The organism is Dechloromonas denitrificans (assembly GCF_020510665.1).
In the GTDB taxonomy this organism is placed as follows: Bacteria; Pseudomonadota; Gammaproteobacteria; order Burkholderiales; family Rhodocyclaceae; genus Azonexus; species Azonexus denitrificans_B.
Genome location: NZ_CP075187.1, coordinates 299,834 through 324,755 on the forward strand (window position 1 = coordinate 299,834; position 24,922 = coordinate 324,755).

The 24,922-nt window shown below is 58.7% G+C and carries 19 protein-coding genes; 12 read left to right on the forward strand and 7 right to left on the reverse strand.

The features are described 5' to 3' along the window. Positions 1 to 160 precede the first annotated feature (160 nt). Together KI614_RS01430 and KI614_RS01435 are read left to right on the forward strand one after the other, a co-directional pair. Positions 161 to 1,231: a GGDEF domain-containing protein gene (locus tag KI614_RS01430; RefSeq protein WP_226407385.1), complete on the forward strand. Its 1,071-nt coding sequence runs from the start codon at positions 161 to 163 to the stop codon at positions 1,229 to 1,231. Positions 1,232 to 1,335: 104 nt separating this feature from the next. Next, a protein-coding gene (locus tag KI614_RS01435; RefSeq protein ID WP_226407386.1) for an IS3 family transposase occupies positions 1,336 to 2,579 on the forward strand; the annotation gives its coding sequence in 2 pieces (ribosomal slippage) (positions 1,336 to 1,689 and positions 1,692 to 2,579; 1,242 coding nt in all). A 61-nt stretch (positions 2,580 to 2,640) separates the two neighbouring features. Here KI614_RS01435 and minE read toward each other — a convergent pair. From minE to minC, 3 genes are read right to left on the reverse strand one after another with little or no spacing between them, the layout of a single operon-like run. Next, a complete protein-coding gene (gene minE / locus KI614_RS01440) occupies positions 2,641 to 2,898 on the reverse strand; it encodes a cell division topological specificity factor MinE (protein WP_203468367.1) in 258 nt (85 codons plus the stop codon). Position 2,899: 1 nt separating this feature from the next. After that, the gene (minD, locus tag KI614_RS01445) at positions 2,900 to 3,715 is read right to left on the reverse strand and encodes a septum site-determining protein MinD (protein WP_226407387.1); all 816 of its coding nucleotides are present in this window, start codon (positions 3,713 to 3,715) and stop codon (positions 2,900 to 2,902) included. Between the two features lie 33 nt (positions 3,716 to 3,748). Next, positions 3,749 to 4,543: a septum site-determining protein MinC gene (gene minC / locus KI614_RS01450; RefSeq protein ID WP_226407388.1), complete on the reverse strand. Its 795-nt coding sequence runs from the start codon at positions 4,541 to 4,543 to the stop codon at positions 3,749 to 3,751. 189 nt (positions 4,544 to 4,732) lie between these two features. Between minC and KI614_RS01455 the strand changes: the two genes are divergently transcribed. Then, a complete protein-coding gene (locus tag KI614_RS01455) occupies positions 4,733 to 6,718 on the forward strand; it encodes an ATP-binding protein (protein WP_226407390.1) in 1,986 nt (661 codons plus the stop codon). A gap of 24 nt (positions 6,719 to 6,742) precedes the next feature. Here KI614_RS01455 and KI614_RS01460 read toward each other — a convergent pair whose 3' ends face one another. Further along, positions 6,743 to 7,573, reverse strand: a complete 831-nt coding sequence (locus KI614_RS01460) for a substrate-binding periplasmic protein (RefSeq protein WP_226407392.1) — start codon at positions 7,571 to 7,573, stop codon at positions 6,743 to 6,745. 187 nt (positions 7,574 to 7,760) lie between these two features. On the opposite strand from KI614_RS01460, the gene gpmI reads away from it, so the two are divergent. Further along, a complete protein-coding gene (gene gpmI, locus KI614_RS01465; RefSeq protein ID WP_226407394.1) occupies positions 7,761 to 9,401 on the forward strand; it encodes a 2,3-bisphosphoglycerate-independent phosphoglycerate mutase in 1,641 nt (546 codons plus the stop codon). 1 nt (position 9,402) lies between these two features. On the opposite strand, the gene KI614_RS01470 is transcribed toward gpmI, so the two are convergent. Next, positions 9,403 to 9,582 (reverse strand): hypothetical protein, encoded by a 180-nt coding sequence (locus tag KI614_RS01470; protein WP_226407396.1) that lies wholly within the window; start codon positions 9,580 to 9,582, stop codon positions 9,403 to 9,405. Here KI614_RS01470 and KI614_RS01475 point away from each other — a divergent pair. The 4 genes from KI614_RS01475 to KI614_RS01490 all read left to right on the forward strand — a co-directional run bounded on the left by KI614_RS01475 (position 9,581) and on the right by KI614_RS01490 (position 12,745). Then, the gene (locus KI614_RS01475; RefSeq protein ID WP_226407398.1) at positions 9,581 to 10,378 is read left to right on the forward strand and encodes an amino acid ABC transporter substrate-binding protein; all 798 of its coding nucleotides are present in this window, start codon (positions 9,581 to 9,583) and stop codon (positions 10,376 to 10,378) included. The two genes, KI614_RS01470 and KI614_RS01475, sit on opposite strands and share 2 nt — an antisense overlap. A 68-nt stretch (positions 10,379 to 10,446) precedes the next feature. Then, positions 10,447 to 11,100, forward strand: coding sequence for an amino acid ABC transporter permease (locus tag KI614_RS01480; RefSeq protein ID WP_226407400.1), 654 nt, complete (start codon positions 10,447 to 10,449; stop codon positions 11,098 to 11,100). Between the two features lie 4 nt (positions 11,101 to 11,104). Continuing rightward, on the forward strand, positions 11,105 to 11,857 hold the full coding sequence (locus tag KI614_RS01485) for an amino acid ABC transporter ATP-binding protein (protein WP_226409200.1): 753 nt from the start codon (positions 11,105 to 11,107) through the stop codon (positions 11,855 to 11,857). Between the two features lie 129 nt (positions 11,858 to 11,986). Beyond that, positions 11,987 to 12,745: a TerC family protein gene (locus tag KI614_RS01490; protein ID WP_203468376.1), complete on the forward strand. Its 759-nt coding sequence runs from the start codon at positions 11,987 to 11,989 to the stop codon at positions 12,743 to 12,745. Positions 12,746 to 12,764: 19 nt separating this feature from the next. Here KI614_RS01490 and KI614_RS01495 read toward each other — a convergent pair whose 3' ends face one another. After that, positions 12,765 to 13,778 (reverse strand): AraC family transcriptional regulator, encoded by a 1,014-nt coding sequence (locus tag KI614_RS01495; protein ID WP_226407402.1) that lies wholly within the window; start codon positions 13,776 to 13,778, stop codon positions 12,765 to 12,767. 194 nt (positions 13,779 to 13,972) lie between these two features. Here KI614_RS01495 and icmF point away from each other — a divergent pair, with 194 nt between their 5' ends. The 3 genes from icmF to KI614_RS01510 all read left to right on the forward strand — a co-directional run bounded on the left by icmF (position 13,973) and on the right by KI614_RS01510 (position 22,025). Beyond that, entirely contained in the window at positions 13,973 to 17,236 is a 3,264-nt protein-coding gene (gene icmF / locus KI614_RS01500) for a fused isobutyryl-CoA mutase/GTPase IcmF (RefSeq protein ID WP_226407404.1), read from the forward strand. A 115-nt stretch (positions 17,237 to 17,351) separates the two neighbouring features. Continuing rightward, complete coding sequence (locus tag KI614_RS01505; protein ID WP_226407406.1) at positions 17,352 to 18,695, forward strand: M48 family metalloprotease; 1,344 nt, start codon at positions 17,352 to 17,354, stop codon at positions 18,693 to 18,695. A 147-nt stretch (positions 18,696 to 18,842) separates the two neighbouring features. Next, positions 18,843 to 22,025, forward strand: coding sequence for a cache domain-containing protein (locus KI614_RS01510; RefSeq protein ID WP_226407408.1), 3,183 nt, complete (start codon positions 18,843 to 18,845; stop codon positions 22,023 to 22,025). 69 nt (positions 22,026 to 22,094) lie between these two features. On the opposite strand, the gene KI614_RS01515 is transcribed toward KI614_RS01510, so the two are convergent. After that, positions 22,095 to 22,769 (reverse strand): Crp/Fnr family transcriptional regulator, encoded by a 675-nt coding sequence (locus KI614_RS01515; RefSeq protein ID WP_203468381.1) that lies wholly within the window; start codon positions 22,767 to 22,769, stop codon positions 22,095 to 22,097. Between the two features lie 185 nt (positions 22,770 to 22,954). Between KI614_RS01515 and KI614_RS01520 the strand changes: the two genes are divergently transcribed. Next, on the forward strand, positions 22,955 to 24,922 hold the full coding sequence (locus tag KI614_RS01520) for an AMP-dependent synthetase/ligase (RefSeq protein ID WP_203468382.1): 1,968 nt from the start codon (positions 22,955 to 22,957) through the stop codon (positions 24,920 to 24,922).

The following is a 24,922-nucleotide window of genomic DNA, read 5'->3' on the forward strand; positions in this document are numbered from 1 at the left end:
CAGCAACCTGGTGATCTCATCCTTTTTGGGGCCTTCGGGCCCCTTTTTTTGCCCATCAAATGGCCTGTCTTTACAAAAATTAGCAAATTCGATGTTTTCATGGGATATGATCAAAACGCATTAAAAGTATTACTAAAGGCAGAGAGCCTTGGAGAGCAAAATGGCGAAAGAGTTAAACCAGAGCCAGTTACCGGGTTTGCTTGGCAAACTCGGCAAGATGACTTCGATCCGCGATACGGAATTGCTTGAGCAAAGTCTGTTGCGTTCGCTGGGTCCGCTACTTGGGATTCTCAATACCTCGTTGTACCGGACAGATGAAAAGCAGGTCCTGGCTCGCGTACTGCACTACCACCGCTCCAAGGTGGTCGAATCCGACGGTGAGGCACGGATGGTCGAGCGCGTTGAAGAAGTGCTCAATCTGGCCGAACTGCCGAAAGAAGTCATTTCATTGACCGAGAATGTTCGCCTGCTGGCCAAGCCCTGTACCCGAACACTGGGGCATGAGGTGCTGGTGGCTTATCCCCTGTTTGGCGGGAACGAGGTTTGCGGCTATTTCGTATTTCAGCGTGACCGTGAGGTTTCTCCGGTCGAGGATGCAACGATACGCGGGGTTCTGGAGGTTTTTTCCAATTACTACGCCCTGCTGGATATCAGCCTGCGTGATCGCCTGACGGGCTTGTTCAACCGGCAGGCGCTGGAAAACAGCTTTGATCGCATCTGGAGCCTGCTTGGCCAGCCCGACAGTTTTACCGAAAAACTGGAGGGACGGCGGAGCATCCCTGGCGGCCAATACTATCTGGCGCTGATTGATATCGATCACTTCAAGCAGGTTAACGATACGCACGGCCACATGGTCGGGGACGAAATCCTGTTGCTTGTTTCCCGCCTGATGTCTGCCACTTTCCGTGGTTCGGATCTGCTTTACCGCTATGGCGGAGAAGAGTTCGTCGCGATTGCCGCTGCCGAGAACGAGAAGATCGCCCGCAACATCTTTGAGCGACTGCGCCTGGCGATCGAGGCGCATTCCTTCCCGCGGATTGGCGGGCTGACGATCAGCATCGGTTATTGTCGGGCGGATCCAAACATCTTGCCGCAAGAGGTACTGAGCCGTGCCGACCGCAGTTTGTATCGGGCCAAGCAGGATGGGCGAAACAGGATTTACGATCACCAGGAACTGCTGGCGGCAGGGATATTTACTGAAACGGTATATAGCGAGGCCGAATTCTTCTGAGCCGGCCCGAATGCAAAAAAGGCATCCATCCGGATGCCTTTTTTCTTGGGCTGACCCGTCCTGAATGAAGTTGACACCTTTTCTAGAACGAAAGGGGCTGTCAGATGGAGTCAGGGGTTAAGAGGACACAGCGAGACTACACGCTGGCTTTTAAACGGGCCGTTGTTGAGCAGGTAGAAAAAGGCGAACTGAGCTACAAGCAAGCCCAGCAGCGTTACGGTATCCAGGGCAGATCGACGGTCTTGGTTTGGTTACGCAAGCATGGTCGCCAGAACTGGGGGCCGATGGCATCATACGGCCGCATGAGTGAGCCAACCCGAACATCAGCGAGCAGCCAGGGCCAGACGCCGGAACAGCGGATCAAGGAGCTGGAAGTCCAACTCAAGGAAGCCCGAGAGAAATCCCAATTCTTCGAAGCGGTCATTGACGTTTTGAAGAAGGACTATGGAGTTCGTGTGGTAAAAAAGCCTGTGGGCAAGTCCTCGCGCAAAAGTCCGTCGAAGGACTGAGTGTATCGAGGGCTTGCCGCTATATGGGCATCAGCCGGCAGGCACATTACCAGTGGCAGCAGCGTCGAGTGCACGATGAGGTCAAGTACGAACGGGCTCTTGAGTTGGTAAAGGCCAAGCGCTTGCATCAGCCCCGACTGGGGACGCGCAAGCTACATCACCTGCTTGGCCCGACGCTAGCGGCCGAAGGGCGTGGCCTTGGGCGCGATGCCTTGTTCGATCTGTTGCGTTGGAATCGCCTGTTGGTGCCAACCAAGCGGGCGTATCACAAGACGACCGACAGCCACCACCATTTCCGGCGCCATCCCAATTTGCTGAAAGCGGGACCGGATCAGGTTAGCGCCGAGGCGAGCGAGCAGGTTTGGGTTGCCGATATCACCTATTTGCCTACCCGTGAGCGCTGTGCCTATCTGAGTCTGATTACCGATGCCTATTCACGCAAGATTGTGGGTTACCACGTCCATGACCGCCTGCACACGACTGAGGTGAGCCAGGCTTTGAAGATGGCGTTAAAGGGGCGTCAGGGAAATGGGCTGCTGATCCATCATTCAGACCGTGGAGTCCAATACTGCGCCAATGAGTACCAAGCTATTCATCAGAAACACGGGGTGATCTGCTCAATGACGGACGGCTATGATTGCTATCAGAACGCCTTGGCAGAGCGGGTTAATGGCATTCTCAAGCAGGAGTTTCTACTCCAGCAGCCCGACGATCTCGATCAGGCACGCCGCATGGTCAGTCAATCCATCGCCATCTACAACCAGGAGAGACCGCATTTCTCGCTACAATTGAAGACGCCCGATGAGGTTCATCGGGCGTCTTTGAAGGCCAGCAATTAAGCTGGCCAATCCGTCGCAACAGGTGTCAACCTAGATTAGGACGGGTCAGGCATGACAGCGCTCAGGCCTTTTCAGGCAGCACGATATTCACTTCAAGTACCTCGTAATTGCCCTGCTTTTCGAGCGAAACGCGGATGTCGTCGGTGTTGACCTTGACGTACTTGGAGATGACCGCGACCAGTTCGCGCTGCAAATCGGGCAGGAAATTGGCGCTGCTGCCGCCGCCATCGCGTTCATGGGCGATGATCAATTGCAGGCGCTCCTTGGCAACCTGAGCCGTCTTGGGCTGGTTGCCGAATAGTTTCTGGAGCCAGGACATCTTACTTGCCTCCGAACAGGCGCTTGAGCAGGCCCGGCTTGACGTAGTCGACAAAGCGCAGCGGCTTGTCTTCGCCCAGGAAGCGGGCAATCACGTCGTTGTAAGCTTCGGCGGCGTCGGTTTCCTTCTGGTGGATGACCGGCGAGCCTTGATTGGAGGCTTGCAGGACTTCTTCCGATTCCGGAATCACGCCGATGATTGGCACCCGCAGGATTTCCTGGATGTCCTTGTACGACAGCATTTCACCGGCTTCGACGCGGTTCGGGTTGTAGCGGGTGATCAGCAGGTGTTCCTTGACCGGTTCGCGACCTTCGATGGCGCGGCGCGACTTGGCTTGCAGGATACCGAGAATGCGGTCGGAGTCGCGTACGGACGAGACTTCCGGATTGGTCACGACCAGTGCCTCGTCGGCAAAGGTCAGGGCCATCACGGCGCCCGATTCAATACCGGCCGGTGAATCGCAGACGATGTAGTCGAAGCCCTGGTGGGTCAGTTCCTTGATGACCTTTTCGACGCCTTCTTCGGACAGCGCATCCTTGTCGCGCGTTTGCGAGGCGGGCAGCACGTAGAGGTTTTCGCAGTGCTTGTCCTTGATCAGCGCCTGGGTCAGCGTGGCTTCGCCGTTGATTACATTGATCAGGTCATAAACGACGCGGCGTTCGCAGCCCATGATCAGGTCGAGGTTGCGCAGACCGACGTCGAAGTCGATCACGGCAGTCTTGAAGCCGCGCATGGCGAGGCCGGTGGAAAAGCTGGCACTGGTGGTGGTCTTGCCGACCCCGCCTTTGCCGGAAGTTACGACGACGATTCTGGTCACGGTGATTTCTCGCTGGGTTTTGTTGGAATGGGTTTATCGGAGCGCCAGTGGGGCGATATTGAGTCGTGATTCGTTGCCTTCGCCAACCAGGCTGACAGTGGCGGGCTGACGTGCCAGTTCAGCTGGAACGCCGGCTTCGAAAGTGCGGTACAGACCGGCGACGGAAACCAGTTCGGCTTCCAGGCTGGTCGTGAAAATACGGGCATCCTTGTCGCCGCTGGCGCCGGCCAGGGCGCGTCCGCGCAACGGCGCATAGACGTGGATGTTGCCATCGGCAATGACTTCGGCACCGGCGCTGACCATGGCCATGATGACCAGATCGCAGCCTCGTGCGTAATAACGTTGTCCCGAGCGCAAGGGTTTGTCGAGAATGATGGTGCGAATGGCCGGGGCAGCCTCGCTGACAGCGGCGGCCGCCGGCGTTTCAACCGCAGGTGCCGGTGCCGGTGCAGAAACAGGGGCCGGGGGCGTGGCTTCGGGTTCGACCCTGGCTGGCCGCGAGGCTCGCCCCAGTGCGTCGCCGGCCAGTGTCGGCAGGCCGGCGCTGGCCGCTGCAGCGGCCTGGGCATCCGGCAAGCCGCGGGTTGCTACGGCATGCAGGCCAGAGCCGCGCAACAGGCGACGGATGTGGTCCCAGTCTGCGTTATCCGGAAGATCGCCGGCCTGGCTGAAGTCGAGAATCGCCAGTTCGTTTTCGAAGAAATCCGGGGCGTTGCCCGTAAGTTCTTCGAGTGCGGCGTGAATATCCGCCGGATCGGTGGTCCGCAGAAGGGTCTGAATGATCTTGAGCGATGTGCCCTTGAACTGAATCGGTGAGTCTTTTGCCATGCCTTGCGAAGGGGGTGCGAACGGGGCGAAATTATCCCACAGCAGCGCACCGAATAATGAAAATTGGCTGATTCCCGCGGTCGACCGCAGCCGTCTGCCGAAAACGGCCTGCCGGCATTGCCAGATTCTCGGTTGCCACATTTCAAAATGAGGCAAAATGATCTTATCGTTCAGGGCAGGGATGATCCGGTGAGCAAGCTGTCGTTGCGGCAGGTGATGATTCTGGGGGTCGGTCTCGGCATTTTCTTGCCGGTGCTTTTCCTCGCCCCATGGTTCGTCCATAACCGTTATCACCAGGAACTTGAACTGCGCATTCATGCGCCGCTGGCACAGTATGCCGACATGCTCTCGCATGCGATGAGCGGCCCGTTGTGGAACGTCGATGCGCCTTCGGCCCTGCCCTTGGTCAATGCCATCCTGAGCAATCCGGATGTGGTCAGTATTTCGGTGGATGACCAGGCGCTCGGCCATTTTGTGTATAGCGAACATCCGGAACGACGTATCGGCGGAAATGTGCAGGCCCGGCGCGATGTGATGCACAACGACAAAGTCATCGGCCAGGTCAGGATCGAATTGACGACGAGCCGCATCGAAGCACAGTTGCTTGAGGATGCGCTGCGTTTTGCTTTCGCCGTATTTGCCCAGATTGTCTTTTCCTTTGTCTTCATCCTCCTGCTTTTCGAGCGCCGGATGATGGCGCCACTCCGTCAACTGCTCAAAGGGGCCGCCCGTCTGGCGCGGGGCGAGCTTGACCAGCCGGTTGTCTGGCAGCGTGCCGATGAACTGGGCGTGCTGGCTAAGGGACTGGACGACATGCGGGAAAAACTGGGGGGGCTTTTTTCCGAGCGCCAGATCCAGAACCTTGCGCTGCAAAGGGAGTTGGCCGAGCGACAGCGGGTGGAAGACGAGCTGCGGGTCAGTCAGGCCAAATTCGCCGTTATTTTCCAATCCTCGCCGGTGCCTATCCTGGTTGCCAGAGCATCTGAGGACTATGCCAAGGTAGATGTGAATGATGCCTGGCTCCGGCAGTTTCACTGGTCGCACGACGATGCCGGGGTGCAGGCCGCCCAGTGGCGGGCCTTGTGGCAGGTGCCGGATGAGCGCCAGGAGGTGATGACACGAATCGAGCAGCACAACGAGGTGCACGATCACGAAGCCATGTTGCGCCGGGCCGATGAGGATGATTATCGGCTGTGCTCGATTTCTGGCCGGAAAATCGAGATCGTTGGCGATGCGCTCCTGATCCTGGCCGTTGAGGACATTACTGAAAAGCGTCGCAACGAGCTTGAGGTACGCATGCTGAATGCGCGTCTTGAGGACCGGGTGGCCGAGCGGACGCAGGCTTTGCAGAAAGCCAACGATGAACTGAATGAAACATTGCAGACCTTGCAGCGGGCGCAAGGCGAGTTGCTGCGCTCGGAAAAGCTGGCGGCGCTTGGCTCGCTGGTGGCCGGTGTGGCACATGAGTTGAATACGCCGATCGGCATCGGTGTCACCGTGGCCAGTACGCTGCAGGAAGACAGCCTTGCCTTTGCCCGTGCGGCGAACGAAGGCTTGAGCCGTTCAAGACTGAATCAGTTTGTCGACAAGACGCGCACGGCGAGCGATTTGCTGATGCGCAGCCTGGGGCGTGCGGCTGAGCTGATCAGCAGTTTCAAGCAGGTTGCCGTTGACCAGACCAGCGCCCAGCGCCGGGTTTTCAAGCTGGCTGAACTGGTCCACGAAATCGTGCTGACGCTCGGGCCGAGCATTCGCAAGACCCCGCATACCGTGAGTAGCGATATTCCGCTCGATATCGTGCTCGACAGTTTTCCCGGACATCTCGGGCAAGTGCTGATCAACCTGGTCAACAATGCCCTGGTGCACGCTTTTGAAGGTAAAGGTGAGGGGCACGTCCTGATTGCGGCACAAGCGATCGATGCAGAACATATCCGGATTACGGTGAGCGATGATGGCAAGGGAATCGCCGAGCAGGACCTGCCGCGGATTTTCGATCCATTTTTCACCACGCGGCTGGGTCAGGGCGGCAGCGGACTGGGGCTGAACATTGTCCACAATCTGGTCAGCGGACCTTTGCGCGGCAGTATTTCAGTGAGCAGCACGCCTACCGTCGGAACCACATTCACCCTGCAGTTGCAACGTGTCGGGCAGGAAACAAGCGATTGCAGCCTGTAGACCGCAGCAAGGCCTGCTCTTGGTTTATTGGGGCGAATCAGGCAGGTCGTTGAGCATCTGGCGGGCGTAATCTGCACCGATATGCCGGTTGTAGATGCGGAGCAGCGTTCCGTCGCTGCGCATTTTGTGCAGCGTGACATTGAGCAGTTGGAAGCTCTGGGACGAAACCTGGCTGCGGGACAGTACCAGTTCATGAACCAATTGTTCGTTGGGGACCCAGTCCAGGGTGACCACCTTGTCTTCGAGCGCATAGCGTTTGAGCAAGGGGACAAACGCGGTGGGCAGGGAGAGCATGGCGTCGATGCGCTGGTGCCGGAAAAGGCGGTACACCTCGTCGATGTCGGCGATTTCCTGGACTCGCCCCATGGTTCTCAGGCGATCCAGCCAGGCATCATAGGTCGGGCCGTGTCTGAATCCCTTGACGACCCCGATCCTGAGTGCCGGATTGTTCAGAAATGCATTCAAATCGACGATTCCTGCCGCCTGTTCGCGATGCAGGATGAGGCGGTTGCGTGCCGTGAAATAAGGAATGAACTGGGCAAATTTGAGTCGTTCGGGGCTGGCGATGCCGGAGACGGTGGCATCAAGCTTTCCGGTTTCAAGCAGAGTCCAGATGCGGACCCGCGATTCAAGGCGGGTATCGAAGGTGCACCCGCTGCGTTTGGCCAGTTCATCGACTACATCTCTGTCGATGCCGGTGTGTTGGCCATTGGGCATCCGTTGGTAGAGCGCACCCAGCTCGTAGTAGGCGAGGCTGATGTTTTTGCCGCAGGGCGCGCCTGCTGCTTCTGCTGCGGTCGACGCCAGCGAGCAGGCTAAAACGAAGGGAATGAATCCGGACGGGCGGAGTGCCATGGTGTCCTGCTCTGGGTTGGATCTGGGTTTGTTCGGGGGAAATGCTTGCCGACTAGCCACGCAGCGGTGTTGTTCGATTGTTGGGCGATCGCAGGTAAAATGTCAAATTAATCAAAAATTCACCAGTCTTCTCGGATTTGACGACGAGTCAGCCCTGGTTTCTGCCAATTCTTGCTGGAATTTTCCCATGCTACAAAAGCTCTCCTCGTTCGCCGGTGTTCAAGGTCCGGTCGTGACTATCGTGATGGACGGTTACGGCATCCCGAAATCTGAAGTCGGCAGTGCCATCGCCGCGGCACGCAAGCCGGTTCTCGATCGCTTGTTCGCCACCTGCCCGAATATCAGCCTGCGGGCACACGGCACCGCCGTCGGCATGCCGTCCGACGATGACATGGGGAATTCCGAAGTCGGCCACAACGCCATCGGTGCCGGTCAGGTGTATAGCCAGGGGGCGGCACTGGTCGCCGGGGCGATTGCTTCCGGTGCCATCTGGCAAGGTGAGGCGTGGCAACAGATCATTGCCGGCGCCAAGGCCGGGCGTGGTGTGCTCCATCTGATCGGCCTGTTCTCGGATGGCAATGTGCACAGTCATATCGACCATCTCAAGGCGATGGTCGTGCAAGCTCGGGCTGAAGGTGTGCGCACGGTTCGTATCCATGCTCTGCTGGACGGGCGCGATGTGCCGGAAACCAGTGCGCTGGACTACGTCGTACCCTTCGAAAGTTTCCTGGCCGGCCTGAATGGTGCCGATTTCGATGCGCGCATTGCTTCTGGTGGCGGGCGTCAGCACATCACGATGGATCGTTACGATGCCAATTGGGCGATGGTCGAGGCCGGCTGGAAAACGCATGTGCTGGGCGAGGGCCAGCAGTTCACCAACGCGCTTGCTGCGGTCAACGGCCTGCGCGAGCAAAATCCGGGCACGATCGACCAGGATCTGCCGGCCTTTGTCATCGGTGAAAATGGCCAGCCGATCGGTCGTGTCGAAGATGGTGATTCGGTCGTTTTCTTCAATTTCCGCGGCGATCGCGCGATTGAAATCACCCGTGCCTTCGAAGAAGCCGCCTTCGATAAATTCGACCGTATCCGCTGGCCCAAGGTGACCTACGCCGGCATGCTGCAATACGACGGTGACCTGAAGTTGCCTGCCCGCTTCCTGGTTGCGCCTCCAGCGATCAAGGACACCACTGGCGAGTGGTTCGCCAAATCCGGGATCAGCCAGTTCGCCTGTTCCGAAACGCAGAAATTCGGCCACGTGACTTATTTCTGGAACGGCAATCGCTCCGGCAAGTTCGACGGCGAAACCTGGCTGGAAGTGCCGAGCGATGTGGTGCCCTTTGAGCAGCGTCCGTGGATGAAGGCCGCTGAAATCGCCGATGCCATGGTGGCGGCGATCCAGTCCGGTCAGTACCGGACCCTGCGGTGCAACTTCGCCAATGGCGACATGGTCGGACATACCGGGAATTTCCGTGCGGCGACCATGGCGGTCGAGGCGGTCGACCTGGCGCTTGGCCGTGTTTTGCAAGCGCTTGAAGCGGCCGGAGGCGTGGCGTTGATTACGGCTGACCACGGCAATGCCGACGAAATGTACGAACTTGATAAAAAGACCAAGCAGCCGGCGCAGAATCCCGATGGCTCCTTCCAGGCCAAGACCGCGCACACCCTGAACCCCGTGCCGCTCATCCTGGCTGACTATGCCACGGGCGGCAAGCTGGGCCTGAAGCCGGTGGACAAGGCCGGCCTGTCGAATATTGCGGCAACGGTAGCCAACCTGCTGGGGCTGGAAAAGCATGCCGCATGGGATGAAAGCCTGCTCGACGTGCGCTGATTCAGGTTTTTGCAGCCATCAGGGGCGTGTGGCCGAACGGCGCACGCCCTTTTTGTTTTTGCGACTGCAAAAAAACCTTTTTCAGGTTGAATTGGCCATGCTTTAGGGTGACAATTCCGCCCTTCGCCTGTCTGTGGTGTTTTTGCCGCGCTTTCAGGTCCTTTTTGGGTGGATAAAGCATGAAAAAGCAGATTTCCGGTTTGATGCTGGCCTTCGCTGCCAGCGCCCTGTTGGTCGGTTGCGGCAAGAAAGAAGAGGCTGCCCCGGCCGCCATTCCGGCACCGCCGGCGCTGAGCAAGATTGTGGTCGGCCTGGATGACAATTTCCCGCCGATGGGCTTCCGTGACGAGAAAAACGCCTTGGTCGGTTTCGATATCGATCTGGCCCGTGAAGCGGCCAAGCGTCTTGGTGCCGAAGTCGAATTCAAGCCGATCGACTGGAATGCCAAGGAAGCCGAGTTGGGCGGCAAGCGCGTCGATGTGCTGTGGAATGGTTTGACGATCACCGACAAGCGCAAGGAACAGATCGCCTTCACCGCGCCTTATCTGGAAAATCGCCAGATCATCGTTGTCGTGGCCAATTCGCCGATCAAGACCAAAGCTGACCTGGCCGGCAAGATTGTCGGCGTCCAGGAAGGCAGCAGTGCGGTCGAAGCCATCGAGAAGGATGCCGCCGGCAAAACCGTCAAGGAACTGAAGAAGTTCGGCGACAACGTTACGGCGTTGATGGATCTGACGGCCGGTCGCCTCGAAGCGCTGGTCGTTGATGAAGTCGTCGGCCGCTATTACACCGCCAAGAAGCCGGGTGATTATCTGGTGCTGGACGATCATTTCGGTACCGAAGAATACGGTGTCGGTGTTCGCAAGGATGATGCCGACTTGCTCGCCAAATTGCAGAAAGCCATGAGCGAGATGAAGCAGGACGGTTCTGCTGCCCGTATCTCGACGCAGTGGTTCGGCAAGAACATCGTCAAGTAATTTTTCACCCGCCGTACGCAGGGTTTTTTCGGGGTGGCCGTCGGCTGCCCCGATGACAAGGCCGGTCCATGGACTACATCATTCAAATTCTCGGCCCCCTGCTCCAGGGGACGGTAGTGACCCTCCAGGTCTTCTTCGCGACCCTGGTGCTCGCCGTTCCGCTCGGTCTGGGGCTGGCCCTGATCCGTCTGTCGCACTGGCGCCTGGCCAGCGGCCTGGTCAGCGGTTACATCTGGCTGATGCGCGGTACGCCGCTGATGCTGCAGATGCTGTTCATCTACTTCGCCTTGCCATTCGTGCCTTACGTCGGCATTCGGCTGCCTGATTTTCCGGCTGCGATTGTTGCTTTCGTGCTGAACTACGCGGCTTATTTCGCGGAAATTTTCCGGGCCGGCATCCAGTCGATCGGTCGCGGCCAGTATGAGGCCGGGCAAGTGCTCGGGCTGACGTACTGGCAGACGATGCGGCGCATCATCCTGCCGCAGATGGTCAAGCGCATCCTGCCGCCGATGAGCAACGAGACCATTACGCTGGTCAAGGATACGTCGCTGATTTACGTGTTGGCCATGAATGATCTGCTGCGTGCGGCGCGCGGTATTGTCCAGCGCGATTTCACGACCATGCCTTTCGTCGTCGCCGCTGCTTTTTATCTGGTCATGACATTGATCCTGACCTGGGGCTTCATGCGCCTGGAGAAAAAATATGCCGTCTATGACGACTGAGCCGATGATTTCGGCGCTTGATATCCACAAGCAGTTTGCGGGTGTCGAGGTGCTCAAGGGCGTTTCGCTGGAACTGGGGAAGGGTGAAGTCGTTGCCGTGATCGGCCCTTCCGGTTCGGGCAAAAGCACCTTCCTGCGGTGCATGAATCAACTTGAGACGATTGATCGCGGTCAACTGGTCATCGAAGGCGAAATGCTGGCCAGCACCGATGCGCAAGGGCTTTGCCGCTATGTTCCGGAAGCCGAGGCGCGACGCATCTGTCGCAAGATGGGCATGGTTTTCCAGCAGTTCAACCTTTTTCCGCATCTGACCGTGTTGCAGAACATCATCGAGGCACCGCTGACCGTCAAGGGCATGCCCCGCGATGCGGTCGTCCCGCTGGCCGAGGCGCTGCTCCGCAAGGTCGGTTTGCTCGACAAGCGCGACAGCTATCCCTCGCGTCTTTCCGGCGGCCAGAAACAGCGTGTGGCGATTGCCCGTGCGCTGGCGATGGAGCCGGACATCATGTTGTTCGACGAACCGACTTCGGCCCTTGATCCGGAGTTGACCGGGGAAGTGCTGCGCACGATCCGGCAACTGGCCGATGAGCACATGACGATGCTGGTGGTGACGCACGAAATGGCATTCGCCCGCGATGTGTCGAGCCGGGTGATCTTCATGGATGGCGGTCATATCGTCGAACAGGGGCCGCCCGGTGAGTTTTTTGCCAATCCGCAGCAGGCCCGGACACGCGCTTTTCTCAATCACCTCGGTTGAGACTCTGGCCGCTGGCTGGTCTGCAAATACTTCGGTTTTTTCGAAGGCTGGGTGATATTAATCAGACTGTAACGATGTGTGTCTACATGACTACAATCGCCCCCTTGAATCGTTTTCAGGACTGATCCCATGTTTGAACTCCTGCTCTCGCCCGAAATCTGGATAGCTTTTTTGACGTTGACCGCACTGGAGCTGGTGCTTGGCATCGACAACATCATTTTCATTTCCATCCTGGTCGACAAGTTGCCCAAGGCGCAGCAGGAAACGGCTCGCCGTATCGGTCTGTTCCTGGCGATGTTCATGCGTATCGCATTGCTGCTGGTGCTGTCGTGGATCGTCGGCCTGACCGAGCCGGTGCTTACGCTGTTCGGTACCGGCTTTTCCGGACGCGACCTGATTCTGGTCGGCGGCGGCCTGTTCCTGATCTGGAAGAGTACCGGCGAAGTGCACCAGTTGCTGGAGGGTGAGGAGGGCAGCGAGTCGCACAAGGTGGCTTCGAGTTTTGCCGGCGTGATCGCCCAGATCATGGTCATCGACCTGGTCTTCTCCCTTGATTCGATCATCACTGCCGTCGGCATGGTCAGCCAGGTGGGCGTGATGATTGCCGCCGTGGTCGCATCGGTCGGCTTGATGATGCTTTTTGCCCGCTCGATTGGCGAATTCGTCTCGAATCACCCGACCATCAAGATGCTGGCTCTTTCCTTCCTGGTGGTTGTGGGCGTCGTGCTGATTGCCGATGGTTTCGGGCACCACGTACCGAAGGGTTACATCTATTTCGCGATGGCTTTCTCGGTGGGTGTCGAGATGCTGAATATCCGGATGCGCAAGAAAACCGTTGCTCCGGTTGATCTGCGCGAACCTTACGCCCGCCAGACTGGCGAGCACTGAGCCTGCAACGGCCGGCAGCCTAGTCGCGGCCGGCCCAGTGCCGACGATAGTGGACCGGTGCCATCCCGGTCCACTCGACAAAAGCACGATAAAACGCCGATGTGTCGGCATAACCCAGATCGGCGGCAACCTGGGCAATTGAGTCACGGGTCTTGGTCAGGCGGGCCAAGGCCATGTCGCGGCGCAATGCATCCTTGATGCCTCGGAAACTGGAACCTTCTTCGTCCAGTCGGCGGTGAATGGTGCGGGGCGATAAATGCAGGCGGTCCGCAATATTTTCCAGGCTCAGGGTGTCGGGTAGCGCCGCGCGCAACAGGTCGCGAACGCGGATGACCATTTCACGGTCGCGGCGGTACAGCGTCGTGATCTTGCCCGGTGCGCCGTTCAGAAAAGTGGTCAGTGCCGCTTCATCCCGCCGTACCGGCAGGTCGAGAAGATTGGCATTGAAGCTGGCGACCAGCGTGCCGTTGCCGCCCGGAACCGTCGGTGCAAAGCGGGAGTCTTCGGTGAAAATGAGTGCGTAGTCGGCAAAGTGGGCCGGCTTGCGGTAGGGAAATATCACGCTGTCGAGGCCGATACCGCGTCCGGCCAGCCAACAGGAAAGACCGTGCAGCAAACGCAGCAGCCATTCGAAGGCAAAGATGCGGCCTGCGTTTTCAGGATTGTCGGAAAGCCTTCGGGTTTCGCTGATGACCAACTCGGCACGCCCTTGGGTGCGGCGCACGCTGACCGCCAGATCGGGCAGCACGATGTGCAGGAAGCGACAGGCCCGGGTCAGCGCTTCGGCCAGGGTCGGTGCACTGAGGCAGGCCCGGCAAAGAAACTCGAAGCTGCCGAGACGCATGGGCTGGGCAAAGAGTCCGAAGCCTTCGTCGTCGAGTTCCTGGTTCAGTCGGTTGTAAAGCGCCGCATAACGATCGACCGGAATGCGACTGGCGGTGTCTGCAATATCAATCTCCAGTGTGGCCAGTAGCGGCGCCGGGTTGATGTCGTGACGTGCCAGTCCGGCCAGCATTCCGGTAACAAATCCCATTGCAACAGTGGTTTGCGTGCGTGCGTTTGATTTTTGATTGGTGCGATGCAGCATTTTGCCAATTTTTGGTAGTCGACCGCAGTACTGTATCACCTTGGCGGAATTTGCATGATTGTCGTCGTTCGCCACAATGGCCGAATGGTTAAAGGGGCATAAGATAGGCGCCTTTCCATCTTCCCGATGAGGCTGTTGTCATGACCGATCTTTCCGTCGCCAAGAAATTGTCCCCGTACAAGCCCAAGAACAAGGTCCGCTTCGTGACGGCCGCCTCGCTGTTCGACGGCCATGACGCCTCGATCAACATCATGCGCCGGATCCTGCAGTCGACCGGTTCGGAAGTGATCCACCTCGGTCACAACCGCTCGGTGCAGGAAATCGTCAATGCCGCATTGCAGGAAGACGCCCAGGGCATCTGCATCACTTCCTATCAGGGCGGTCACGTCGAGTTCTTCAAGTACATGATCGACCTGCTCAAGGCCAATGGTGGCGAGAACATCAAGGTCTTCGGCGGCGGTGGCGGCGTGATCGTTCCTTCGGAAATCAAGGAACTGCATGCTTACGGCGTGACCCGCATTTATGCCCCGGAAGATGGCGTGCATATGGGCCTGCAGGGCATGATCAATGAAGTTGTCCAGAATGCCGACTACGATGTCGCAGCTGACGGTGTGCCGAGTGCCGAGCAGGTGCTGGCCGGGCTCAAAGCGGGCGACAAGCGTTTGCTGTCGCGCGTCATCACGCTGCTGGAAAATGGTGTTGCGCCCGCACTCAAGGAGCCTATCCTCAAGGCGGCGGCCGAACTGAACGTGCCGGTGCTCGGCATTACCGGTACCGGCGGCGCCGGCAAGTCGTCGCTGACCGACGAACTGGTCCGCCGCTTCCGGCTCGATCAGGACGACAGCGTCAAGATCGGCCTGGTTTCGATCGACCCGTCACGCAAACGGACCGGCGGCGCGCTGCTCGGCGACCGCATCCGGATGAACGCCATCGAACATCCGAATATTTTCATGCGCTCGCTGGCGACGCGCGATACCGGTAGCGAAATTTCCGCCGCCTTGCCGGAAGTCATCGCCGCCTGCAAGCTGGCCGGCTTCGATCTGGTGATCGTCGAAACCTCCGGCATCGGCCAGGGCAATGCGGCCATCGTGCCTTTCGTCGATCTGTCGCTCTACGTCATGACGCCGGAGTTCGGCGCTGCCTCGCAGCTGGAGAAGATCGACATGCTCGACTTCGCTGATTTCGTCGCGATCAACAAGTTCGACCGCAAGGGCGCCGAAGATGCGCTGCGCGATGTGCGAAAACAGTATCAGCGCAACCGTGAGTTGTTTACCCAGCCGACCGACGACATGCCGGTCTACGGCACGATGGCCGCCCGTTTCAACGACGATGGCGTCACCGCGCTGTACCAGGCGCTGGTTCCGCAACTGCTGGAAAAGGGCCTGAAGTTGAAGGAAGGCCAGCTGCCGCTGGTCACCGTCAAGCAGTCATCCAGCCAGCGCGCTATCGTGCCGGCGGCCCGCGTCCGCTATCTGGCCGAAATTGCCGACGCCGTACGCGGTTACCATGCCCATACCGACGCCCAGGTGCAGATTGCCCGCGAGCGCCAGTCGCTGCGTGTTTCGGCATCCATTTTCAAGGGTTGCGACAAGTCGACCGCGGATTTCGATGAACTGATCGCCTGGAAGGATGGCGAGCAGGATCCGAAGGCCAAGAAGCTGCTCGACATGTGGCCGGATACCGTTGCCGCTTACTCGGGCGACGAATACGTCGTCAAGATTCGCGACAAGGAAATCCGTACCAAGCTGGTTTCCCAGTCGCTGTCCGGCACCAAGATCCGCAAGGTCATCCTGCCCAAGTTCGGCGACGATGGCGAAACCCTGCGCTTCCTGATGCGCGAGAACGTGCCCGGCTCTTTCCCCTACACCGCCGGCGTCTTCGCCTTCAAGCGCGAGGGTGAAGACCCGACCCGGATGTTCGCTGGCGAAGGCGACGCCTTCCGCACCAACCGCCGCTTCAAGCGCGTCTCTGAAGGCATGCCGGCCCACCGTCTTTCCACCGCTTTCGACTCGGTGACGCTGTACGGCTGCGATCCTGACGAGCGTCCGGACATCTACGGCAAGATCGGTAATTCCGGTGTTTCGATCGCTACGCTCGACGACCTCAAGGTGCTTTACGACGGTTTCGACCTGCTCGCCCCGACCACCTCGGTGTCGATGACGATCAACGGCCCGGCGCCGATCATCCTGGCCTGTTTCTTCAATACCGCGATCGATCAGCAACTGGCCAAGTTCGAGAAAGACAACGGTCGCCGTCCGACCGAAGACGAAGCCGAAAAGATTCGCGAATGGGCGCTGGCAACGGTGCGCGGCACTGTTCAGGCCGACATCCTGAAGGAAGACCAGGGTCAGAATACCTGCATTTTCTCGACCGAATTCGCACTCAAGATGATGGGCGATATCCAGGAATTCTTTGTCCATAACCAGGTGCAGAATTTCTACTCGGTTTCGATCTCCGGCTATCACATCGCCGAAGCCGGCGCCAACCCGATCAGCCAGCTCGCCTTCACGCTGTCGAACGGCTTCACCTATGTCGAGAGCTATCTGGCACGCGGCATGAAGATCGACGATTTCGCGCCCAACCTGTCCTTCTTCTTCAGCAACGGCATGGATCCGGAATACTCGGTGATCGGCCGCGTCGCCCGCCGCATCTGGGCGGTGGCGATGAAGAACAAGTACGGTGCCAACGAACGCAGCCAGAAGCTGAAGTACCACATCCAGACGTCCGGTCGTTCGCTGCACGCCCAGGAAATGGACTTCAACGACATCCGCACGACGCTGCAGGCGCTGATCGCCATCTACGACAACTGCAATTCGCTGCACACCAACGCCTACGACGAAGCGATCACCACGCCGACCGAGGAATCCGTGCGTCGTGCCATGGCCATCCAGCTGATCATCAACCGCGAGTGGGGCGTCGCCAAGAACGAGAACCCGAACCAGGGCGCTTTCGTCATCGACGAACTGACCGATCTGGTCGAAGAAGCCGTGCTCAAGGAATTCGAAGCCATCGCCTCGCGCGGCGGCGTGCTCGGCGCCATGGAAACCGGCTACCAGCGTGGCAAGATCCAGGAAGAGTCGATGTACTACGAGCACATGAAGCATGATGGCTCGTACCCGATCATCGGCGTCAATACCTTCCTGAATCCGAAGGGCATGGCCCAGCAGGAAATCGAGCTGGCGCGTTCGAGTGATGAAGAAAAGCAGTCGCAAATCAAGCGCCTGCGTGACTTCCAGGCCCGTAATTCCGGTCAGGCGCCGGCCATGCTGGCCAAGTTGAAGCAGACAGTCATCGAGGACGGCAACGTTTTCGCGGTGCTGGTCGATGCCGTCAAATATTGCTCGCTGGGTCAGATCAGCTCGGCATTGTACGAAGTAGGCGGGCAGTACCGGCGCAGTATGTAATTGAAGGCCGGAGGAGAGCAGAAAAGAACGGCGGGGCTATGTACCCCGCCTTTTTCATGCCCGGAAATCTCAGGATGATGGTATTTTTGTTCTTTCGCCAACCGAGGAAAATGTAATGAACGAGCACGATGAACTGGCTTGCAGCCTGCAACACAACCGGGTCAGCCGTCGTCAGATGCTATGGCTGCTTGGCGCTGGAAGTATTGGCCTGACCAGCCTTTCCGGGTGTGCCACTTCGCCGGTTGGTGGCGGCTCGATTCTGGTCGGCATGAGTGAGGAAGAGGAAAAGCGCGTTGATGCGCAAGTCTCGCCGCAGCAGTTTTCACAGGATCTCGGGCCGATTCAGGATGCTGCGGTCAACCGCTATGTCAGTGAAATCGGCCAGCGTCTCGACGCCAATACGCATCGCCCCCAAATGCCGTACTCCTACCGCGTACTCAACGCCAATTACGTCAACGCCTACACCTTTCCTGGCGGAGCCATGGGGGTGACGCGCGGCATCCTCGTCGATCTCGATAACGAGGCAGAACTGGCGGCCTTGCTCGGCCACGAGCTGGGCCACGTTAATGCACGGCATGCCGCGCAGCGCCAGGGGCAGGCCAAGGTTGCCCAGGTGGCAGTGGCAGGCGCCAGTCTGGTCGGATCGGCGACTGAATGGGGCGGGCTGATTTCGATGGGTAGCCAGTTCGGGGCCAGTGTCCTGCTGTCCAGCTATTCGCGTGACAACGAGCGCGAAGCGGATGCGCTGGGGCAGGAATACATGGTGCGTGCCGGTTATCCGGCCAGCGGCATGGTCGGCCTGCACCAGTTGCTGGTTGATCAGGAAAAAAGTTCACCGAGCATGTTGCAGACGATGTTCTCGACCCACCCGATGAGTCGTGAGCGACGTGATACCGCCGTCCAGCTGGCTGAAAACCGTTATGCGGCAAGCCGCAATGCGCCGCCCGGACGCGAACGGTTCATGGACAATACAGCTAGCCTGAGGCGCATCAAGCCGACCATCGATGCCTGCCAGAACGGCGAGTCGGCGATGGGCGGCAAGCAATACGGCAAGGCCGAGGAGCAGTTTCGTTCGGCGTTGAAGCAAACGCCTCGCGACTATGCCGCGAATGTGCGCATGGCCCAGTGCCTTCAGGCCCAGGATAAAAATCGTGATGCGCTGGGCTATGCCGAGGCGGCGAAGAAGATTTATCCGCAGGAAGCGCAGTCGCACAAGCTGGCCGGCGTTCTTTCGCTCGGTTTGCGTGATCCGGGCGCAGCCTACAACCATCTCGACCAGTATGACCGATTGATGCCGGGCGATGCCGGCGTGACCTTCCTCAAGGGCGTTTCGCTCGAAGGCATGGGCAATAAGCAGGAGGCTGCCCGTCACTACTCGACTTACTTGCGCCAGACCCGCCAGGGCAAGGCGGCGGAGTATGCCCAGAGCCGTTTGCAGGGCTGGGGTTACCTCAGGTAATCGATTCGGGGCAAGGCGTCGATTTTGCCGAATTTTCGCGGTCGACCGCGAAAATCAACCGGAATTGCTATTTTCATTATTTCTGTTGCACTGGATTGGGCATACAATCCATAACAGCTATGACTAAAGTAAGGCCGTGGAGAAAAGGTGCAACTGACTGCTGACGAGAAGACTGTACCGCGCATCCATTTGCTGGGAACGCTGTTGGTCGTTCTGGTATTGACGCTGGGTCTGGGCGCTTTCTTTTCGTGGCAGCATCTGGCGGAGCAGCGCGCCTCCTTTGCCCGTATCGAGCAGGTCGCACGCGAGCAGATGGCCGCCCGGCTGAATGCCGAGATGGCCAGCGCAGCCAGTTTCATCGACTTTACCCGTTCGCGGACTGAAGACGTGCTGCGCAAAAGCCTGGTCGAGCAGGTGGATACGGCGATGCAGATCGTCGAGGCAATTCATGCCAAGGAATCAAAAAGACTGCCTGCCGCGGAGGTCAAGCGCCTGATCGTCGAAGCCCTGCGTCCGGTCCGGTTTTACGATGGACGCGGCTATTACTTCATCGATGACATGAATGGCCAGTTCATCCTGTTGCCGACGGCGCCGCAACTCGAAGGCAAGACCAATCTCGACAATCGGGACGATACCGGTCACTACATCATGCGTGGCTTGATCGAAGCCGCTGGCAAGCCTCGTGGCGAGGGATTCTCGCGCTACCGCTGGTACATGCCGGACAATCCGAAGCAAATGGCCGACAAGTTGGCTTATGTCCGCTATTTCGAGCCTTATGGCTGGCTGATCGGGACGGGGGATTACACCTACAAATGGGAAGCGCTTCAGCAGAAAGAAGCCATTGCCCGTCTCCGTGCCTTGCGTTTCGGCAACAGCGGCTATCTTGGTTTGATGGACAAGTCGGGGCGCAGCCTGCTCTCGCCGGCCGATATCCGGCTGGAGGGGCTGCATTTCAGTGAGATGCAGCCACTGGAGCGTGAAGGTCTGGCGAAAATGTTCGACCGGGCGAGGAGCGGCGGTGGCTTGGTCAGCTACGAATGGATGCGCCCCGGAACCGCGAGCGTCTCGACCAAAACTGCGTTGGTCAAAACAGTCGAACCCTGGGGCTGGATTCTTGTTGCAACCATGTTCAACGATGAATTACAGGCGGTGATCGGCTCCGAAAACGATCAGTACGAGGCTGGCAGTACCCGGCGCCTGCTCAAGCTGATTCTGGTGACCCTGGGGGCGCTGGCGCTCGGTCTGCTCGGTTCGTTTATTTTTTCGCGCTGGTCCAATCGGCTATTTCAGAGTTATCACCAGCAAAACCGTTTGCAGGAAGGTGCCTTGCGGCGTCAGGCGGAAGAGTTGAGGGTCTTGTCACGCGCCGTCGAGCAGAGCCCGGCCTCGATCGTGATTGCCGATACGAGCGGTCGGATCAAGTATGTGAATCCGAAGTTCGAGCAAGTTACGGGTTATCAGAGCGTGGAGGTGATTGGCCAGAACTCGCGGATTTTGAGTTCCGGAGAAAAGTCGGCTGAAGAGTACCGGCATCTGTGGGAAACGATCAGTGCCGGAAAAACCTGGCATGGCGTGTTTCATAATCGACGCAAGGATGGCTCGCTGTTCTGGGAACAGGCATCGATTTCACCCATCCTCGATGCATCCGGCACCTTGCTCGAATTCCTGGCCGTCAAGGAGGACATCACGGAGCGCAAGCTGGCGGAAGATGCTTTGCGCGAGAACGAGTACCGCCAGGGGGTCATTCTCGATAGCGTCGAAGCCTGTATTTACATCAAGGGGCTGGACTATCGCTACCAGTATGCCAATCGCCCGGTGCGCGAACTGTTTGGCCGGCCGCTCGAAGAAATCGTCGGGCAGGAGGATGCCGCATTCTTCGATGCAGCGACGGCTGAGAATATCCGGCTGAATGATCGCCGTGTGCTTGAAGAGGGCCAGCGCGTCGTCGAGGAAGAGGTCAATACGACGTTTGATGGCAAGGTGAGCAGCGCCTTTCTGTCGATCAAGATTCCGCTGCGCGAGAAGGACGGGAAAATTTATGCCCTGTGCGGTATTTCGACCGACATTTCAACGCGCAAGCAGGCCGAGGCGGAGCTGGAACACTACCGTCAGCATCTCGAACTGCTGGTTCAGTCGCGTACGGCCGAACTGGCCGAAGCCAAGGAGGCGGCCGAAGCGGCCAGCCGTGCAAAGAGCACTTTCCTGGCGAATATGAGCCATGAAATCCGGACACCGATGAATGCAATCATCGGCTTGGCTCATTTGCTCAAAAAGGAAATCACGGATCCCAAATCGAGCGGGCAATTGCTGAAAATCAGCGATTCGGCACGCCACCTGCTCAATGTGATCAACGATATCCTGGACCTGTCGAAGATCGAAGCTGGCCGGCTGGCGCTAGAGTCACGCGAATTTGTGCCGGCCGAAGTGCTTGACCAGTCGATCAGCATTCTTGAAGAGCGGGCGCATGCCAAGGGCCTGGTCTTGAAGGGCCAGATGGCCGACGATGTTCCCTCCTTGCTGCGTGGCGATTCGGTCCGGCTGGGGCAGGCGCTGCTCAACTTCATCGGCAATGCGATCAAGTTCTCCGAGCGTGGCGTGATTACCGTCGCCATGAGTACCACGCCACTTGAGGCTGGCCGGGTTCTGTTGCGCCTCGAAGTTCGCGACCAGGGTATCGGCATGAGTGCGGAGCAGCAGGCACGCCTGTTTGAGGCCTTTGCCCAGGCAGACAATTCGACGACCCGCAAATATGGCGGAACGGGCCTGGGTTTGGCGATCAATCGCCATCTGGCACAGATGATGGGCGGCGAAGTCGGTGTGGAAAGTGTCGTGGGTGCCGGAAGCACTTTCTGGCTGACGGCCTGCCTTGAAACCGTGCAGGATCAGGTGCCGCCGGTCGAAGCCGAGAAAACAAGCCTGCCGGTTGAAGAGCAGATCGCCCAGCGTTTTGGCGGAGCGCGCATTCTTCTGGTCGAGGATGAGCCGATCAATCAGGAGGTCGGGACCGAGTTGCTGTCGATTGCCGGTCTGGTGGCCGAGGTTGCCGCCGATGGCGCCGAGGCGGTTGAGCGCGTCCGTCATGGCAACTACGCCCTGATCCTGATGGATATGCAGATGCCGGTCATGAATGGTATCGATGCCACCCGGGCGATACGCCAGATGCCGGACAAGGCCGGGCTGCCGATTCTGGCCATGACGGCCAATGCCTTTGATGAAGACCGGCTGGCTTGCCTGGCGGCCGGCATGAACGACCATATCGGCAAACCGGTTGATCCTGATCGGTTGTATGCCGCTTTGCTGCACTGGCTTGAACAGGCGGCCGGGCGCTGAGTTGCCGATTTAGGCCGCTGTCGCGGTCGACCGCAGCAGGGCGGCCAAAACCGGAACGAGAAACCGACGTCAGTCCCCGAAGCTGCGCAGTCCTTCCAGGTCCAGCACATTGATGCCGCCGTATTCGCTGCGCACCAGGCCGGCATCCTCCAACACCTTGAGGGCCTGGTTGGCGCGCTGGCGGGAAACGCCCGCCAGGTAGCCCAGTTCTTCCTGGGAAATCTGCAGCAGCCGGTTGGTGCCGGGATAAAGCACCGGATTGAACAAGGCAGCGAGGCCGCGGGCAATCCGCGCATCGGTATCGAGCATGCGCTCGTTTTCGATCATCCCGATGAATTGCCCAAGGCGTTCGTTCAACTGGGCAATCATGTAGCGGTTGAAGGGAATGCTGTGATCGAGCAGCCAGTTGAACGTGTTGCGGTTCATGAAGGCAACGCGGGTCTCGCGTAGCGCCATCACGTCGTAGCGGCGCGGTTCCTTCTTGAGCATCGATCCCTCGCCGATCCAGGCGCCGGTGCTGATGCCCGTCAGCGACGTGGTTTTCCCCGTCGTCCAGTGGCTGGCCATCTTGCCCAGGCCATCGATGATGCCCATCCAGTATTCAACCGGCTCGCCTTTCATGCAGATGAAGGCGCCTGCGGCAAAGGTTCGCTCGGTTGTTCCGCTCAATGCCTTGAGCATTTCCTCTTCGGTCAGCGCCTGGCCCCAAAGGGAGGTGCGCAGCAGTTCCTCTGCGGTTTTCAATTTATTTCCTGGATTGTCTGCCGGACGACAATTATAAGCCTGGGCGAACAATAAACTCTGTGACAACAGTGACTCATTGCCTGTGCTGCACTGCAAGGTTTACGCGGCGGTCGGCAATGGACACAATGCACCAAACGAACGTTAGACCGCGTACCTAAAAGCGCGGCAATGAGGAGACTAAGGAAATGCCAGAGCAGGCGAATTTTTCGTCGCTGGATGGGTTGCACACCTTTCCGCGACTGCTTTTCCATCACGCCCGTACGCGTCCGAATGCCCCGGCCATGCGCGAGAAATATCTCGGCATCTGGCAGACGTGGACGTGGTCCGAAGTCGGTGAACGCGTGCGCGCCCTGGCTTGCGGCCTTGCCGCCCTGGGCTTCAAGCGCGGCGACAATCTGGCAATCATCGGCGATAACCGCCCGCATCTCTACATGATGATGACGGCTGCCCAGTGCCTGGGCGGCGTTCCGGTGCCGCTGTATCAGGATGCCGTGGCCAATGAAATGCTGTTCGTGCTGCAGGATGCATCGATTCGCTTTGCCATCGTCGAGGACCAGGAGCAGGTCGACAAGCTGCTTGAGGTCAAGGAGCAGATCGGTGCGCTCGAGCACATTCTGTATGACGATCCACGCGGCATGCGGCATTACACCCAGCCTTTCCTGCACGACATCCACGAACTGATGGAAATGGGCCGGATTCACGACCGTAATCACCCTGATTTTCTCAATGCCGAGGTCGAGCAGGGGCATTTCGACGATGTTTCGGTGATGTTGTACACCTCGGGTACGACCGGCAAGCCGAAAGGCGTCTGCCAGACCCATGCAGCCTTTATCGCGGCAGCCCAGGGCGGTGTCGCGGTCGACAACATGCAGGCCGACGGTGACATCCTCTGCTACCTGCCGATGGCCTGGGTGGGCGATCACCTGTTCTCCTATGCCCAGGCGCTGGTCGCCGGCTTCACGATCAATTGCCCGGAGTCCGGCGATACGGTGATGAGTGACCTGCGTGAAATCGGGCCGACTTACTACTTTGCTCCGCCGCGCGTTTTTGAAAGCCTGCTGACTTCGGTGATGATCCGGATGGAAGACGCCGGCAAGCTGAAACAGAAGGTTTTTCATCATTTCATGGCCGTTGCCAAACGGTGCGGCACGGATATTCTCGATGGCAAGCCGGTTGGCCTCGGTGATCGCATGCAGTATTGGCTGGGCAACCTGCTGATTTATGGTCCTCTGCGCAATGTGCTCGGTTTGAGCCGGGTGCGCGTCGCCTATACGGCCGGTGCCGCGATTGGGCCGGAGTTGTTCAAGTTCTATCGCTCGATGGGCATCAACCTCAAGCAGTTCTATGGCCAGACCGAAACCTGCGCCTATGTCTGTATGCAGCCGGATGGTGCAATCAAGTTCGATTCCGTCGGTCAACCTGCGCCCGGCGTCGAAATCAAGATCGCCGACAACGGCGAGGTGCTGGTCAAGGGGCCGATGCTGCTCAAGGAATACTACAAGCGCCCGGATGCGACGGCCGAAACGATCAACGCCGACGGCTGGTTCATGACCGGCGATGCCGGCTTCCTCGACGAAGACGGTCACCTCAAGATCATCGACCGCGCCAAGGACGTCGGCAAGCTGTCGAACGGCGCGATGTTCGCGCCCAACTACATCGAAAACAAGCTCAAATTCTTCCAGCACATCAAGGAAGTCGTCTGTTTTGGCCACGACCGCGACATGGTGACGGCTTTCGTCAATATCGACGTCGGTGCGGTCGGCAACTGGGCCGAGCGGCGCGGCATTTCCTATGCCGGTTATGCCGATCTGGCCGGCAAGCCGGAGGTGCTTGAGCTGATCCGCGAATGTATCGAGCAGATCAACGAAGGCCTGGTACATGACACGATGGTGGCTGACTCGCAAATCCATCGTTTCCTGGTGCTGCACAAGGAGCTTGATCCGGACGACGACGAACTGACCCGGACACGCAAGGTGCGACGTAATTTCGTCGCCGAAAAATACAAGGTGCTGATCGACGCGCTCTATGGCGGCAAGTCAAACCAGTTCATTGAAACCGAGGTCAAGTTCGAGGATGGCCGGCGCGGCAAGATTTCTGCCGATCTCCGGATCATCGACGTCAAGACCTTCCCGATCGTGAAAAAGGCTGCCTGA

Bases quoted from the DNA above. Each gene is read 5' to 3' on its own strand.
- KI614_RS01430 (WP_226407385.1), top strand. From the start codon at position 161: ATGGCGAAAGAGTTAAACCAGAGCCAGTTACCGGGTTTGCTTGGCAAA.
- minE (WP_203468367.1), bottom strand. From the start codon at position 2,898: ATGTCCTGGCTCCAGAAACTATTCGGCAACCAGCCCAAGACGGCTCAG.
- minC (WP_226407388.1), bottom strand. From the start codon at position 4,543: ATGGCAAAAGACTCACCGATTCAGTTCAAGGGCACATCGCTCAAGATC.
- KI614_RS01460 (WP_226407392.1), bottom strand. From the start codon at position 7,573: ATGGCACTCCGCCCGTCCGGATTCATTCCCTTCGTTTTAGCCTGCTCG.
- gpmI (WP_226407394.1), top strand. From the start codon at position 7,761: ATGCTACAAAAGCTCTCCTCGTTCGCCGGTGTTCAAGGTCCGGTCGTG.
- KI614_RS01475 (WP_226407398.1), top strand. From the start codon at position 9,581: ATGAAAAAGCAGATTTCCGGTTTGATGCTGGCCTTCGCTGCCAGCGCC.
- KI614_RS01470 (WP_226407396.1), bottom strand. From the start codon at position 9,582: ATGCTTTATCCACCCAAAAAGGACCTGAAAGCGCGGCAAAAACACCAC.
- KI614_RS01480 (WP_226407400.1), top strand. From the start codon at position 10,447: ATGGACTACATCATTCAAATTCTCGGCCCCCTGCTCCAGGGGACGGTA.
- KI614_RS01485 (WP_226409200.1), top strand. From the start codon at position 11,105: ATGATTTCGGCGCTTGATATCCACAAGCAGTTTGCGGGTGTCGAGGTG.
- KI614_RS01490 (WP_203468376.1), top strand. From the start codon at position 11,987: ATGTTTGAACTCCTGCTCTCGCCCGAAATCTGGATAGCTTTTTTGACG.
- KI614_RS01495 (WP_226407402.1), bottom strand. From the start codon at position 13,778: ATGGGATTTGTTACCGGAATGCTGGCCGGACTGGCACGTCACGACATC.
- icmF (WP_226407404.1), top strand. From the start codon at position 13,973: ATGACCGATCTTTCCGTCGCCAAGAAATTGTCCCCGTACAAGCCCAAG.
- KI614_RS01505 (WP_226407406.1), top strand. From the start codon at position 17,352: ATGAACGAGCACGATGAACTGGCTTGCAGCCTGCAACACAACCGGGTC.
- KI614_RS01520 (WP_203468382.1), top strand. From the start codon at position 22,955: ATGCCAGAGCAGGCGAATTTTTCGTCGCTGGATGGGTTGCACACCTTT.